The sequence below is a fragment of the Nostoc favosum CHAB5714 genome (assembly GCF_020829495.1).
Lineage (GTDB): Bacteria > Cyanobacteriota > Cyanobacteriia > Cyanobacteriales > Nostocaceae > Nostoc > Nostoc favosum.
Window position 1 is genome coordinate 1 of sequence record NZ_JAIVFQ010000013.1, and the last position, 14,845, is coordinate 14,845.

Sequence of the window (14,845 nt, forward strand, 5' to 3'; positions counted from 1 at the left end):
AACCATGACCGAGATATCAACGCAAGTAAGAACATTTTGGCGGCAGGGCTTGCCGTGTCAGTCTGTGGAGCGAACATAAGACCCGACAATCTAATGGTTGAAGGGCAGTTGCGGAATCCCCGTAAGGGAAAGAAGCAGAAACCTAAGTCGTGAGGCTTAGGAATCACCGCACTTTTAGGGCGGTGAGGATGTCAAAGGAGTGCAGTTCCTTAATTTTGGCCTCCATTGCAGGAAATTGCGCCAAATCAGTTTTAATCAGTAATTGCCATTCTTGCTCTTTATGCAGTTCCCCTTGCCAGGTGTAAATTGAGTGGATTGGTAACAGACTCACACAAGCAGCGAGTTTAGCTTCTACAAGGGCATTTGCAATTGCTTCTGCCTCCTGCATGTTGCCTGCCAGCTGTCACCAATACCACACCATAGCCAGCAGGTGTCTCCATGACCTCTAAACCGTCGCAGACAAAGAATAGACCTGACCATCAATCAGCAGTCGTGTGATGCCCTTAGCTTGCAAATGAGTCCGAGCCTTATGGAGCATTTTACTATCAGGAACTTTAATCACGCGATCGCGCTTCGTAGAAAAACGCTTGGCGACGCGATGATTATCAAACACCGGCAGAGTTCTTTGCTGGGTTTCCAGGCTAGGAATTTGCCCCAAATCACCAAAGTCTTTGAGAGGACGGGTAATTAATTCCGAAGAACGGTCAATCACCAAATAGCAAGTTTTCGGCAAATTCGCTATCGACAGAGGTAAAACTTGAACTGATGCTTCACCTGGTCTACGTTTTGTGACTAAAGGTCTTTGGTCATCCAGGTCATCGTCATCAAAGTCTTCTTCCTCAAAGTCATCATCTTCTAAATCATCATCTTCTAAATCGTCCAAATCCTCCGATTCGTCTAGCAAATCTTCGCCCAGCATCTGCGCGATGACAGCCGCTCCTGGATGCTCATTCTTTAGCGGTGGGATGGGGATGCTGACTATTTCCGGCGGCTTTGGCTCTGGAGTTTCTAATTTCTCTGTGACTCGGAGCTTTGGTTTTTCCGTCGCCGAGGGGCGTCGCCGCACCCGTCTACTAGCGGCGATTGACTCCGCCGTTTCCTCTGAGTAAAGTTCCTGCTCTACATGAATTACCCGACGTGGTAGTGGCTCAACCTTTGGTACTTCCACAGGTGGGCTTTCGATGATGGGTAGAACTTCTATCTCCGGCTCTGGTTGAGTCAGCAGAGGTAACTGCTCGTAGCTTACCTGCGCCCTACCCTCAGGAGTCCTCGCAGCCCGCTTTAAGGAGACTAAGTATTCATACTCATCTTCTGGCAAAGTGCTTTTGAGCAGACGACTAATTGTCGAATTACTCACACCATAGCGGTCTGCCAAAGTTGAGGTTGTTTCGGCAGTCTCTCGATATAACTTAAGAATTTCTTGCTTGTCAGAGTCTGTTAATTTTCTCACGGTAGATACCAAAAATCTTTACTAAGCTCGTTTTCGTCCACTGGTACGGCGCGTTCGTCTTAGTGATGCGTCATATTCTAAGACAGCGCCCATGCCAAATAACACTCCACTAAACACCCAAAACACTTCTAATATCTCCCCACTTTGATAATTGGGGCCTTGGGCGTATTTAAACCACATATCTGCAATGTAAAGCGAAAAGGCCGCCGCTGCAATCATTCGCCAAGACTGGGAAACTCTTCCCCCCCAAAAGGCTAACAGCAGAGTGGTAGCAATAATTAACAAAACTACATCGCTAACTACGTAAAACCAGTTCAAGATAGCGACTAGCAGTTCTGTGGGTTTTTCCTGTTGCATAGAAATCCACCATGCCAACATACTACCGAACGCTGCAATTGCTAACACAATTAGCCACTGCCATTTTTCCAGATTAATTCGCCTGGAAGCCACAGCTAAAATCATCCCTGCGCCAAGTAATAGATAACTAAGTACAAAAAATATATCGCCTACAGACACATCCGGTTCATCTTTTAAAACTATTTCGGTATAGCCGAAAATTATCCCCCCGACGAAATAGGAAAGCATACCTAAGCCAATCAAGAGCCAAACATTTCGACCACTGACGATTTGCGGACTCAGCCAGTTCCTCAAGCATAAGATACCGGCAGCCAAATAAGCGAAAGCTTCAAAAATATTTGTGCCAATCACATACCACTCGGCGCGGCTTTCCATGCCATCTGCTCCGGGAACTTTGGCACTAAACAACAAAAAGTATAGCAGTGCCAGTACGGCCCAGCCAATATTAGCTAAGACAATGTTCTGAGTGGTGAAAATGGATTTAGAAAGGAACGAATTCTCGTAAGAGTTATTCATAAGACTTGACTATGTAGATGCACTCTGGCAGTATTTTGAGTTAAAGGACTGTATATCTAGCAGTGTGTCTGCTAAGTAATGCACAATCGGACACCAAAAGCAAGTGCCAGTGGCAGGAATTTTGTTACTGCCATAGTTTACCCAGTGGCGATTGATTTAGCCAAGTGAGAAATAGCGATCGCTCGGCTTCTGGCATATCTTCTAGCTTATAAATCACTTGTTTGGTAAAATTAGCGTTGCCAAAATAGCCCTTTCCTAATCGATGCAGTTCTTGTAACAGGATAACTACATGATTTTCTTGCCAATCAGGTATTTTGGCTGTCGGTAAGGGATTAGTAGATACCAAATATTTAACTGCTTCTAGGGAAGATGCTTGGGGAAATTGTTTCTGCTTGAACACCTCGGCAATATCTTTTTCAAATAATGCAGCTTGCCTAGCACCTAAAAACTCTTCAATATCGATAGAAACACCCTGCAACAGCAAAATACTGGCTTGGATTAAAATCGCCGTTTTGCCATGACCACCTGTGTCACTATCTAGTTGCTCTAAACGGATTTTACCCCAAACACTAAAGCGTTCGGGTTCTTCCAGTAAAACACAGGCTTTACCTCGGTTATCCGTTAATTCTCTCCATAAGGCTCTAGCTTCTTCTTCTTGACTAGCTTTGAAGACACTAATCAAACGAAAAGTCTGCCCTTGATAACTGAGGATCGGCACCTGCTGATCCTTTTTTGGGTGCTGAATGCTTGATATTTCAACATCCTGCCGTTTGAGAATAAACATGGCACTAGCAAATAACTCCTCACAGGGGCACTCTTAATATGGAATATATAATGGCATTTGGCAGCATCGCCAAGGCTGAAATTACCTAGCATACTGTGGGAATCGGCCTAGCGATCGCCAGTTCTTTCCCGAAGGTAGCCGCCCAGAGGACGGTGGCGTTAACAGGCAAATAACCCTTTGACAACTCAATATATCTAAACTAATACTCCATCTGTTTCGTTTTCGGTGTAGATTGACTAACTAGCGACTAGCATCTTAGCCTTGCTAGTGGTAAATCTGCAATTTTCGATTGCTTCTTGGTAGGCGAAGACGATATAATAGTGTAGGTGACTCCTTTGGGAGCCATTATTTTGTTTTGGGCGCGTAGCTCAGTGGATAGAGCAATTGCCTTCTAAGCAATCGGCCGCAGGTTCGAACCCTGCCGCGCTCGTTTTAACTTAATATGAACCCTCAAGCACTGTGAACTGATATGATGATTTAATCGATTAAGGGTTCGTTATTGCTGCATCATACTAAGAACAAGGGCGATATTGCTGCTACGAAAGCGATCGCCGATCTAACACTTAAAGGATACTTGATTCTCACACCAGTTGTTTGTGAGCATTTACCTTTTGATTTTGTTGCTTACAAAGACGATAAATTTTACAAAATACAAGCTAAATATGCGGGAGATAATAGAGTAGTCAATAAAACTATTTGGGTAGATAAAAATGGTACTCATCAGAAGAAGTATAAAGTAAATGACTTTGACTTTTATGCTGTTTATCTGCCTGATATAGATAAAGTTGTTTATCCATCAATTAACTTTAATGGTTGCTACATATTACCTGGAGTTAAGGGTCAGGAAGCCAACTAAAACTAAGAAGACCCGCCAAGTACCCTGTAACCCTCAGTTGGTTAGGCTACTCCAAGGGCTAACCAGAGGGCAACCAACCGATCAGGTATTTACTAGCCTAGAGGGCTGTGTCATAAATAACCATAACTTTCTACTGTACCATTGGCGACCTAAGATTACCCAACTGATTGAGCAAGGGCTAGTAGAGCGCTACCGACCTGCTTATAATACCAATACTCTCAGGTAAGTAAATAATATTTTCGGCAAGGGGCACCGAGAAACTGAAGAATCCAACGTCGTTCATCCGTAAGATTGGCAATTTGTTTAACGTTGGCGATCGTTACTAGATGAATCGACATAAAACACTGAAACACCCAACGCATAGTGGGAGTGGCAGTAGGCTTATCCACCTGATTGTGGATGGTCTGTTTAGCTGAATCCAGAGCTTGACGCAGTGCCCTTTGTCCCAGAGAATAAACTTTACGCTCGCACCTGCAGAATCTGGGTTTCAAAGCTTCTCCGCCCGTGGGAGAGAGGAATGGAACTGGGGTAAAAAGCTATGCCACAAAACGAGAAATCAAGATTTATGTATTTTTATTTTTTCGTATGAAACTACCCTGCCTTTGCTTCTTAACAAAGGGTTTAGGAATTAGGTTTGAGAGAAAGTTGCACACCGCGTTACGTATTACTTTTAAAAATATTTTAACTACTTTCTTCCACGTCATCCTCAACGGTATAAATTACGAATTATTTATTATCCCCGTCGCCAAATCTTTATAGTATCGTCATCACCACCGCTAACTAGGGTTTGACCATTGGGACTGAAGGCGACGCATCGAACATAGCTAGAATGCCCTATAAGTGTGCTGATTTCTCTGCCACTGTGTACGTGCCACAGTTTAATAGTATTGTCCCAACTGCCACTAGCGAGAAATTGCCCATCATGGCTAAAGGTAACTGACCAAACTGAATCCGAATGACCAATGAGAGTACGAATTTCTCTGCCTGTATTTACGTGCCACAGTTTAATTGTGTTGTCACCACTGCCACTGGCGATAATTTCCCCATCCTTGCTAAAGGCAATACCGTTGACGAAGAAGGAATGGCCTGATAATGTGCAAATGTTTCTGCCTGTGTATACTTGCCATAATTTGATGGTGTAATCAGTACTGCCACTAGCCACAAGCTGCCTATCCTTGCTATTCGTTGCAGGCGTTCTTGGAGAGTAGGCGACTGAGGAAACTGAGTCAGAATGGCCTATGAGAGTTTGGGTTTCTATGCCTGTGTGTACTTGCCACAGTTTAATTGTGCAGTCAACACTACCACTAGCCAGAAATTTGCCATCTGGACTAAAGGCAACGGAATTCACCCAATTAGCATGACCCTGGAGAGTACGAATTTCTTTGCCTGTGTTTACATCCCACAATTTGATGGTGTTATCCCAACTACCGCTAGCTAAGATTTCCCGGTTCTGGTCTGCAACTCCCGCAGATTTGCCAGACTCCCCTTGATAAGAAAGGTTTGGAGAGATTGGGCTAAAGGCGACGGAATGAACCATACTGGAATGACCAGAAGACCAACGACCCAGTTGACGCACTAGCTTGCCAGTAGCCAGTTGCCAAAGTTTAATAGTATGGTCATTACTGCCGCTAGCAATCAATTGCCCGTCTGAGCTAATGGCGATCGCATGAACCATACTAGAATGACCTTTGAGGGTCTGTACACATTGCCACTTCTGTTGAGCTAATACAACAGGTGGAGGTGGTTTAAGTTTAGGCGTTATCACCAAGTTAGATGATATTGGTGCTATCTTATCGCCAGTATCAGGGGCCAATAAATCCAACCACTCCTGCACAGACTGGGGACGATAGGTTGACTCCAAATCCATGCCGCACATAATAGCCTGATTTACCCTGTCGCTGATCTTAGGATTAAAATATTGTGGTGGTTCTAAATTAATATTGTGACGTCTATCATCTGCACTCGTCGGTATAACTGCGGTAAGCAAATTATACAAAGTAGCAGCTAAGGCGTAGATATCAATATATTCTCCTCGTGGCGCTTCTGATTCATACTGCTCAGGTGGGGCAAAACCAGGAGTACGATATACTGTATGCCTTTGAATCATATTGGGAATAAATTCTCTAGCGATGCCAAAGTCTATCAGCACTGCTTCTGATTTATCAATGCGGATCATAATATTACGTGGTTTGAGATCCCGATGCAGGAGGCCTTTAGAGTGAATTAGCGTTAAAGCGTCCCCAATTTGCCTGATATACAGTAGCGCTTCTGCTTCTGATAGCACCCCCATCCGTCTCAGGCGCTGTCCTAAGTCTTCGCCTTCGATGTACTCCATCACCATGCAGGGCAAATTTCCCTCATCAAAGATGGTTTCTATCTGTACTATATGAGGATGGTGACACACAGCCAGCCGAACTACTTCATCACGGAAGTCTTGCCGTAACTTGTTTCGGTGGAGTATCCAGGCAGGGTGATTCAGGATTTCTTCTTTGAGGGTTTTAATCACTCGCAGTTGATTCCGTTGATTTCTGGCAAGATAAGTAATGCCAATTCCGCCTTCGCCTAGTTGGCTTTCAATAATGTAGCGTCCACCGAATAAAGACTTTCCTGCATTCCACACCATTAGTAATATTTGACAATTCCTGGTATTTATTTTGGCACGGTATTCAGTTCAGCCAACACGAATTTTTGGAAATTCAATTTTCATTAGTGTTGTAGCTTTTTTAATTAGTTACTTAGAGAACATTTTCATCTCAATAATTACTAATATAAAGTTGGGTATACCCTAATAGTTTTAGCTAAACTATACCTTTACACCAAAATTTTATTTGATTACTCATGCTAGAGTAAACGATGGCTTTAGCGATATTTGGTCATAATTATTTGACTTGTAGGTAATGTAAAATTATGCTAAAGAATCTGAACCTGAAACAAAAGTTTACAATTTTACTACTGGTAATTCTGACATTCGGTTTGAGCTTGAGTGGATTTGCTCTTTCTTCTCTGCTTAGAGAGAATGCTAAACAAGATATTAGCTCAACAGGTCTTATGCTCATGCAAACCATGAGTTCTATTCGTAAATACACCAATACTCAAGTTAATCCAGAGTTAGCTGATAAATTGGAAACTGAGTTTTTGCCGCAAAGTGTGCCTGCATACTCAGCACGGGAGGTATTTGAGATTTTACGGAAAACACCAGACTACCGTGACTTCTTTTATAAAGAAGCAACTCTCAATCCTACAAATCTTCGGGATAAAGCTGACGCTTTTGAGACGGAAATTGTAGAAAGGTTCAGAAATAAATCAGACCTGAAAGAAGTGAGTGGATTTCGCTCAATTCCTGGTGGGGATATCTTTTATATTGCTCGTCCCTTACCAGTTTCTGAACAAAGTTGTCTGGTCTGTCATAGTGTACCCGAAGCTGCACCTCCAAGTATGATTAATCTTTATGGTACAGCTAATGGATTTGGGTGGAAGCTGAATGAAATTGTCGGCGCTCAGATTATTACAGTACCAGCAAATAACGTCATCAACAAAGCCCATCAGTCTTCCTTATTAATTATTCTAATTGTATCAACTATTTTTATAGCTACTATCCTGTTAGTAAACTTTTTCTTGAATCGACAAGTTGTTATGCCTCTCAAACGCATGACTCGCATCGCGGAAGAAGTTAGTACTGGACATATGGATGTTGAATTCGAGCAGATGTCTAATGATGAAATCGGTAATTTAGCTAAAGCCTTTAAACGGATGCAGTTAAGTTTAGAAATGGCAATGAAAAGAATCAAACGCACTCAGGGAGGTGTAGGGGACTAAAATAATTCGTAATTCGTAATTCGTAATTCGTAATTCAGCTTTGCAACGGAGATTTAGACTTAACCACAAAACTGGCTGCGCTTAGTTGCTATGCAACTTAAACTTTGAGAATTAGTTAAACAATTCAAAATTATCTCTAAATGAACAGTGGCCTAAATATTTATGAGAATAAGCTTTTTTTGAATTCAAAAGCTGCTTGAAAGTCAGGAATTTCCCTGGCTATGAGTTCAACAAATTGGTCAGGTGAAATGTAAGGATTTTCATCTAATATTTCTTCCATAACTAGATTTGCCATTGGCCCGATGTGGTAAGCTAACTCTTGCTGACAATGTTTGAGAAATGCTCGTTGGAGCGAAGGTTGTTGTTCTTTAATTCGCCCATTTTGCGGAATAGTCGGTGAAGTAGGTGAACTAAAAATTGTTTCTCCAGGTTGGTTGTATGACTGCGATATTGCCGACATAGCCTGAAATTCAGGATTAAATACGGTGGGGGGCAAATCATCAAGCATGATTGCAGGAGACATTACCACTTCTGGTTCTCCAATCCGCTCTAAATCTATAACAACTTCCCTAGCTGTTTGGTATCGCTTGTTAGGTCTATCTGCCAACATTTGATCGAGTATTTGAGCGAACCCATCAGTAACATAGGTATAATAACGCCAGTTCCATTCCAAGGAATATTGATCCATTAGTAAGGATGGATCTCTACCTGTAAGTAGTACAATAGCTGTTACCCCCAAAGCATAAAGGTCACTAGAGGGGGAACATAAACCCAAGCTAATCTGTTCGCGGGGAGCATACCCCACTTTGCCGACAAGGGACATTTTGCCAACAAAGGTCACCTGGTGGTTAGAACTTCTCGCTTCATTCATGTCAGCAATTTGCTTGCCTACACCGAAATCAATCAGCACTGGCAGATCCTTGCCATCAGGTAACATGATGTTATCAGGCGAAATATCTCTATGGATGATGTTGTGCTGGTGAACATATTCCAAAACAGGCAGCAGATTTTTTAGCCACTCTATAACTTCTTCTTGGGAAAAGTTTCTTCCTTGACGTTGAAGTTCTCCTAGCAGCCTAGAATATGTTTTACCGTCAACATACTCTTGTACTAGGAATAACCGACCATCTCCTTCAAAGCAAGCTAAAAACTTGGGAATTTGAGGATGTTGCAATTGATGAAGAATTTTTGCCTCTCTTTTAAATAAGTTGCGATATTGTTCCAGCCCACTCTCCCCTGTGCCAATGGGCGCAAACTCTTTGAGAACACAAGCTTCATTAAACCGACGAGTGTCAAAGGCCAAGTAAGTTCGTCCCAATCCTCCCTGTCCCAGAAGTTTTTGGATAATATAGCGGTTATCGATTAGAGTTCCAGCAGCTATTTCTGGTCTTGTCATAAAGGACTGTGACATCTCATCGCACTCCTTGCGATTTTATTATTGATAAATTATTCAGTTTGCTGAAAGTGAGAAACTCTAGCAGATAAAGGCTTATAACATCCCTAAAATTGAGATTAGCATCACTGTCAAGACAAGGAAATACGCTTTTCTACAATCTATCGACGGTCTTGTGTGACCAAATAGACAATTTTTACCTGAGTAGTTCGATCATACTACTCATACTTACGTATTTTAGCAGCCGGAACATAACCAGTGTCTGCGGTAATCTCTGCGACTGCTCTGGACATCGCTTTTTAGATTCGCATCCTCACCACATCTTACCCCTAGTAACTCAATTGGCACGAGCTTTGGTACACTAAGTTAAGGATATAGCGTGATATCATAGTTTCTCAGAAAAACTGAGGTTTGCTATAGACTTGCCGAAGAAATTATTATATGTATTTCAAGTGAGAAATATGCGATCGCTCTCAAAAATTAATCTTTCTGAGAGCCAATATCGTTATCAAATAACTGCTTCGGCATCGGCTATAAAATTTTTTAGTATAGGTGATTCCTCAACAGCATAAAATTATGTCGCGTATAATAAGATACTCTTGAAGCTACAATAATTCATCTAGTTCATCAGGATTCACGCCTAACTGACGCAAACGTTCTGCTAATTGTTCTGCTTTTCGTTTGGCTTGAGCAGCTTCTTCTTTAGCTTCTATAGCTTCTTGTTCTGCAATGATAGCTCGTTCAGTTGCAGCAGCAGCTTCCTCTGTGGGTACGGGAATTAATTCTCCTGCTAAAGTGAACCACCTTAACCACAACCTTTCAATATCTCGAAATGAACCTTGCCATAAGCCTAAACTTAAATCTATCTCTGGCATTAGTAAGCGCCCTTCGGTCAAATTCATCGGTTCATAGTGACCGCCGACTAACTGAAAAGCGCGAAGTTCATTAGTATAGCGACTAAAAACAACATAGTATGGAATCCGCAAAATTCGCTCATAAACTTCCCATTTGCTAGGAGGTTTATCTGCTGCACTTTCTCTTCTTGTGCCTAAATCTTCGTCTTCCGTACCTGGAGATAATAACTCAACAACCACGAAGGGGTTTGCTGGTTCTTGCCAAGTTACATAACTTAACCGTAAGTCTTGCCCTTTGTATAATTTTTCTACACCTACTACACCAAACCAATCTGGGCGCTTATACCACAAAGGATGCTGTAAATCATAGTAGAGATTAAGGTCAGCCGCACTGTAAACTAGTTCGGGATTCCAGTTAATGGGCTGAAAAGTTAAGTATAAAAGTAAGGGTTGTAAAAAGTGAAAATCGTCTGGCAAACCGGGTTCCTCTGGGTTGTCACTTGGTAAATCATACATCGTTGGTAAAGTTTCCCAAGGGGGAAGCGGCGGATCAGATTGAGGAATATAGTGGGGGGAAGAAGTCATAATAAAAATTGGGTTTGATATTTTTCAGCTATTATTTTTATTGATTACTTTGCCCTTGGATCTTCATTAGGAGGATGTAAGCCAGCTTGAATCCAAAAACCCCGCGCACTGCGAATGGAGTCATCTTCTGGATACATTTTCTGACCACAGAAAATGCTCTGAGTTTCTAAATTGGGTTGTTTACTCAACTTTGCTCATAAGCTGTTAAGAATTCTTCCCGCGAGATACTTATTTGAGTGCAAATTGCTCTTAACGTCCCTGATTTAATTTGAGATTGGTTAGGCATTACTAATGGTGTCTGTGATCCATCTTCATTTTCTCGCGCCATGACAATATGTTCACGTTCCCGAACAATGCGAAACCCCAACAACTCAAATGCTTTGATAACTCTCTTCTTCGGAGCATCGATAGGAAACTTCGGCATTAAATAGCCACCTCTGCTTCTGTCAAAAAAGCTTCGATTACTGGTGATTCATCTTCGAGCATTTCTTTGCCAAATATCTCAATGTAGCAGCGAATAGCTGACTTGACATCGGTTAAGGCTTCTTCATAGGTGTCACCTTGACCAACTATGGCCCCTTTAATGCCAAGAGGATATGCAACATAACCGTCAGAATGTTTTTCTACAATAATTTTGATTTGTTTCATTACTAGGGCATTTGGCAAGGTAAATTTTAGGCGATTTTGATGGAGCCTACAATAGCAGTATATTCAATCGTAATAAACCTATGGCGTAGGCGTAGCCCGTCGTAGACATCGCAGTTGTTAAACCCTCATCTTGTCTAACAACTAGTATTCAGCCCTACCTAATGATTTGTGAGAAATAAGATCCCTGGCTTATCAAACAATTCGGGGATCAGTGGCTTTCAATTTTTCCTAAAACATTTGATCATACTTCTGGCTCAATGCCCGCCGCCCGCAATTGTGCTGCTAGTCGTTCAGCACGTTGGCGTTCTTGTTCGGCACGTTGGCGTTCCTGTTCGGCTAACTCCGAACCCCAAGGCAAAACATTTCCTTGTTCATCCCACCACCGTAACCACTTTCTTGTGCGGTTTTCACGGGTACCTTGCCACACCCCAAGGTAAAGATTCATTTCTGCTATCCAGTAGCGTTGATTTTCATCAGGCTCTTGCAAAATGTACTGTTCTGTGTTATTAAAGCGATACATTTCTACACTGCCGTTATCTGGCTCAAAGATGATGTAGTTTGGTACTTTTAAGATGCGCTCGTAGAAAAACCATTTTCCTGGGGGATATGTCGCTTTGATAGAATACTCTGTCTCCTGTGTATCGGAAATAAATTCCATCACAATCAGGGGAATTTCACCTTGTAGTTGAGGGGTGTAACTGCGTGTTACTTCTTCTCTACTAACATTAATTTTGGCAATAAAAGCCCAATCAGGGGCTTTAATGACCATTTTGTTGTTTAGGGTGGCACAAATGCCGTAATTAGTTGTTGTTAGGGTGTTAGCTGAAATTTTTCCGGCTAATTGTAGGCTTTCTGTGAGTGCAGCAGCTAAAGCTGGTTGGTTGATATTGTCCACTGGATCATCTGGGAGTTTGTAATCATCGGGTAGTTTTTCCCAAGTGATTTGGTAGTCTTGGGTGAGGGTTGTCATAATCGGTTTTCCTTTGGTGTGTAAAAGGGACTGGGGACTCGGTTTTCACTCGTAAAAATTATGGAATTTGCTTTAATCACTTCCAAGTTTTGGAACAATTTCCCAGTACCCAGTAGTTACTCATCTTCATCGGGTTCTAAATCGTCGGCTGTCAATTCCTGATGGGGGATGGCGGCGATAATCGCATCTATTACTTTGGATACTGGTAATATTTCAATATTAAGGTCGGGAAATTTTGTCCCTTTTGGCACGATCGCTCGTTTAAATCCCAACTTAGCAGCTTCTTTCAACCGCAGTTCCATTTGGGAAACCGATCGCACTTGTCCGCCTAACCCAACTTCACCGATTAATACTGTACCGGGATCAACTATGCGATCGCGGAAACTAGCTACAATTGCGATCGCAATTCCCAAATCTACCGCAGGTTCTTCCACATTCAACCCACCCGCAGAAGCAACGTAGGAATCCAATTTCGACATGGGAATTCCCACCCGTTTTTCTAAGACGGCGAGAATTTGCACCAAGCGGTTGTAATCTACGCCAGTACCAGCACGACGGGGTGAGGGGTAGCTGGTGGGACTCACCAAAGCTTGCAATTCCACAACTATCGGGCGAGTCCCTTCGCAAGCAACGACAATTGCAGTACCAGGTGCAGGATCGTCACGGTTGCCTAAAAATAGCTCTGAGGGGTTGGCAACTTCCCGCAGTCCATCTGTCACCATTTCAAAGATGCCGATTTCGTGAGTTGCGCCAAAACGGTTTTTGACTGTCCGTAATAACCGATGGGAGGCAAAGCGATCGCCTTCAAAATACAACACCGTATCTACTAAATGTTCTAAAACTTTTGGCCCTGCGATCGCTCCTTCTTTAGTAACGTGTCCCACAATCAGCATAGTGACATCTTCGTGCTTCGCCACCTTCATCAATGCTGCTGTACATTCCCGTACCTGAGCTACCGAACCTGGTGCAGAAGTCAGCGCTGGAAAAAACACCGTTTGGATACTATCAATCACCGCTACGTTTGGCTTTAAAGAGTCTATTTCTCGTAAAATTTCTTCTAAATCTGTTTCTGGCAGTACATATAAATCTGCACCTATACTGTCAGGGTCTATGGGAAGTGTCGCATCTACCACCACAGTGGTATTCTCATCATTAACCACACTTACGTTTTTTGATACTCCCAAACGAGAAGCTCGTAATTTTACCTGCTGTCCCGATTCTTCACCAGTTACGTAAAGGATGCGATATTTCTGTGCTAATTGATTTGATACTTGCAGTAATAAAGTCGATTTACCAATACCCGGATCGCCGCCAATCAGCACCATAGAGCCAGGGACAACCCCACCCCCAAGCACTCGATCCAATTCTCCATAACCAGACTCCCACCGGGCAATTTGGCGATCGGTAATTTGGTTAAATGTTAAGGAGGCTCGCGCTTTAGCTGGTTTAGCGTGAGATTTGCCATTAGTTTGAGTTGATTGCCAACCACTCACTCCCCCCCGACTGGGTACATCTACTGAGGATTGAATAGAAATTTGTTCTTCTAGAGAGTTGTAAGTGCCACAAGCAGGACATTTACCAAACCATTGGGGCGATTCTGCTCCACATTCATTACACACAAAAAAGGTTTTTGCCTTTGCCATTCTTAAATCTTATTAAATAATCTTAATATTTACTTAATTCTTGAAAAAAACTAAAAACCAATAATAGTAGTATTTAGAGCTTTTTCCAAATCAATTGATGGAATGATATCTTAATATTATGGTATTAAAAATTAATCATGTAAATTTTTAGTGAAGGAGCGTTGAGAAACTTGGAAAGCCATAAAGAAAAAATCTTGGTGGTAGACGACGAAGCCAGCATTCGCCGGATTTTGGAAACGCGCCTTTCGATGATTGGCTACGATGTAGTGACGGCTGGCGACGGGGAAGAAGCATTAGATATTTTTCGCAAAACTGATCCTGACCTGGTAGTTTTGGATGTAATGATGCCAAAGCTAGACGGCTATGGTGTATGTCAAGAATTACGAAAAGAATCAGATGTCCCCATTATTATGCTAACAGCCTTGGGGGATGTAGCCGATCGCATCACCGGTCTAGAATTGGGTGCTGATGACTACGTAGTTAAACCATTTTCCCCCAAAGAGCTAGAAGCTCGAATTCGCTCAGTGTTGCGGCGGGTAGACAAAACCGGTGGATCTGGCATTCCCAGTTCTGGGGTGATCCATGTCGCTAACATTAAAATCGATACGAATAAGCGACAAGTCTACAAAGGCGATGAGCGGATTCGATTGACGGGTATGGAGTTCAGCTTGTTAGAGTTGGTAGTTAGTCGCTCTGGAGAACCTTTTTCTCGTTCGGAAATTTTGCAGGAGGTTTGGGGTTATACACCAGAGCGCCATGTTGATACCCGCGTAGTAGATGTGCATATATCCCGTTTGCGGGCAAAGTTAGAAGATGATCCTAGCAATCCAGAATTGATTCTTACAGCACGAGGTACTGGTTATCTTTTCCAGCGAATTATTGAAGCAGGGGAGGAGTGAGGAGATGAGGCAGGGGCAGGGGGCAGGGGGAGCAGGGGAGGATGAGGGAGATGAGGGAGACTAGGCAAATAATC

At 42.6% G+C, this 14,845-nt stretch carries 15 protein-coding genes, 1 tRNA gene and 1 pseudogene; 4 read left to right on the forward strand and 13 right to left on the reverse strand.

The genetic code is table 11. From position 1 onward, the window contains the following. Positions 1-163: 163 nt before the first annotated feature. The 4 genes from cutA to LC586_RS11510 form a co-directional block, all read right to left on the reverse strand. Complete coding sequence (gene cutA / locus LC586_RS11495; RefSeq protein WP_229484675.1) at positions 164-388, reverse strand: divalent-cation tolerance protein CutA; 225 nt, start codon at positions 386-388, stop codon at positions 164-166. 57 nt (positions 389-445) lie between these two features. Beyond that, on the reverse strand, positions 446-1,450 hold the full coding sequence (locus tag LC586_RS11500) for a helix-turn-helix domain-containing protein (RefSeq protein ID WP_229484676.1): 1,005 nt from the start codon (positions 1,448-1,450) through the stop codon (positions 446-448). Positions 1,451-1,471: 21 nt separating this feature from the next. Next, positions 1,472-2,323 carry a hypothetical protein gene (locus LC586_RS11505; RefSeq protein ID WP_229484677.1) on the reverse strand — a complete coding sequence of 284 codons (852 nt, stop codon included), beginning with the start codon at positions 2,321-2,323 and terminating at the stop codon, positions 1,472-1,474. Positions 2,324-2,447: 124 nt separating this feature from the next. Continuing rightward, positions 2,448-3,107: an Npun_F0813 family protein gene (locus tag LC586_RS11510; protein ID WP_229484678.1), complete on the reverse strand. Its 660-nt coding sequence runs from the start codon at positions 3,105-3,107 to the stop codon at positions 2,448-2,450. Between the two features lie 357 nt (positions 3,108-3,464). On the opposite strand from LC586_RS11510, the gene LC586_RS11515 reads away from it, so the two are divergent. Both LC586_RS11515 and LC586_RS11520 read left to right on the forward strand, forming a co-directional pair. After that, positions 3,465-3,537, forward strand: a tRNA-Arg gene (locus LC586_RS11515). Positions 3,538-3,606: 69 nt separating this feature from the next. Then, on the forward strand, positions 3,607-3,963 hold the full coding sequence (locus tag LC586_RS11520) for a group I intron-associated PD-(D/E)XK endonuclease (RefSeq protein ID WP_233715551.1): 357 nt from the start codon (positions 3,607-3,609) through the stop codon (positions 3,961-3,963). A gap of 218 nt (positions 3,964-4,181) precedes the next feature. Here the strand turns inward: LC586_RS11520 and LC586_RS11525 are convergent. Both LC586_RS11525 and LC586_RS11530 read right to left on the reverse strand, forming a co-directional pair. Then, a pseudogene (locus LC586_RS11525) lies at positions 4,182-4,421 on the reverse strand (IS1634 family transposase); the annotation flags it as partial. A 275-nt stretch (positions 4,422-4,696) separates the two neighbouring features. Then, positions 4,697-6,586: a serine/threonine-protein kinase gene (locus LC586_RS11530; RefSeq protein ID WP_229484679.1), complete on the reverse strand. Its 1,890-nt coding sequence runs from the start codon at positions 6,584-6,586 to the stop codon at positions 4,697-4,699. Between the two features lie 284 nt (positions 6,587-6,870). Here LC586_RS11530 and LC586_RS11535 point away from each other — a divergent pair, with 284 nt between their 5' ends. Then, positions 6,871-7,779, forward strand: a complete 909-nt coding sequence (locus tag LC586_RS11535) for a Tll0287-like domain-containing protein (RefSeq protein WP_229484680.1) — start codon at positions 6,871-6,873, stop codon at positions 7,777-7,779. 160 nt (positions 7,780-7,939) lie between these two features. Here LC586_RS11535 and LC586_RS11540 read toward each other — a convergent pair whose 3' ends face one another. The 7 genes from LC586_RS11540 to radA all read right to left on the reverse strand — a co-directional run bounded on the left by LC586_RS11540 (position 7,940) and on the right by radA (position 13,872). Next, positions 7,940-9,190 (reverse strand): serine/threonine-protein kinase, encoded by a 1,251-nt coding sequence (locus LC586_RS11540; RefSeq protein WP_229484681.1) that lies wholly within the window; start codon positions 9,188-9,190, stop codon positions 7,940-7,942. Between the two features lie 587 nt (positions 9,191-9,777). Further along, positions 9,778-10,611 carry a Uma2 family endonuclease gene (locus LC586_RS11545; RefSeq protein ID WP_229484682.1) on the reverse strand — a complete coding sequence of 278 codons (834 nt, stop codon included), beginning with the start codon at positions 10,609-10,611 and terminating at the stop codon, positions 9,778-9,780. Between the two features lie 44 nt (positions 10,612-10,655). Beyond that, positions 10,656-10,799, reverse strand: a complete 144-nt coding sequence (locus LC586_RS11550) for a hypothetical protein (RefSeq protein ID WP_229484683.1) — start codon at positions 10,797-10,799, stop codon at positions 10,656-10,658. Beyond that, the gene (locus LC586_RS11555) at positions 10,796-11,035 is read right to left on the reverse strand and encodes a type II toxin-antitoxin system HicA family toxin (protein ID WP_229484684.1); all 240 of its coding nucleotides are present in this window, start codon (positions 11,033-11,035) and stop codon (positions 10,796-10,798) included. Before LC586_RS11555 ends, LC586_RS11550 begins: the two co-directional genes overlap by 4 nt. Beyond that, the gene (locus tag LC586_RS11560) at positions 11,035-11,277 is read right to left on the reverse strand and encodes a type II toxin-antitoxin system HicB family antitoxin (protein WP_229484685.1); all 243 of its coding nucleotides are present in this window, start codon (positions 11,275-11,277) and stop codon (positions 11,035-11,037) included. Before LC586_RS11560 ends, LC586_RS11555 begins: the two co-directional genes overlap by 1 nt. A gap of 223 nt (positions 11,278-11,500) precedes the next feature. Next, the gene (locus LC586_RS11565) at positions 11,501-12,229 is read right to left on the reverse strand and encodes a Uma2 family endonuclease (protein ID WP_229484686.1); all 729 of its coding nucleotides are present in this window, start codon (positions 12,227-12,229) and stop codon (positions 11,501-11,503) included. 116 nt (positions 12,230-12,345) lie between these two features. Continuing rightward, positions 12,346-13,872, reverse strand: coding sequence for a DNA repair protein RadA (gene radA / locus LC586_RS11570; protein ID WP_229484687.1), 1,527 nt, complete (start codon positions 13,870-13,872; stop codon positions 12,346-12,348). Between the two features lie 170 nt (positions 13,873-14,042). Between radA and rpaB the strand changes: the two genes are divergently transcribed. Continuing rightward, positions 14,043-14,771, forward strand: coding sequence for a response regulator transcription factor RpaB (rpaB, locus tag LC586_RS11575; protein ID WP_229484688.1), 729 nt, complete (start codon positions 14,043-14,045; stop codon positions 14,769-14,771). The last annotated feature ends 74 nt before the right edge of the window (positions 14,772-14,845 follow it).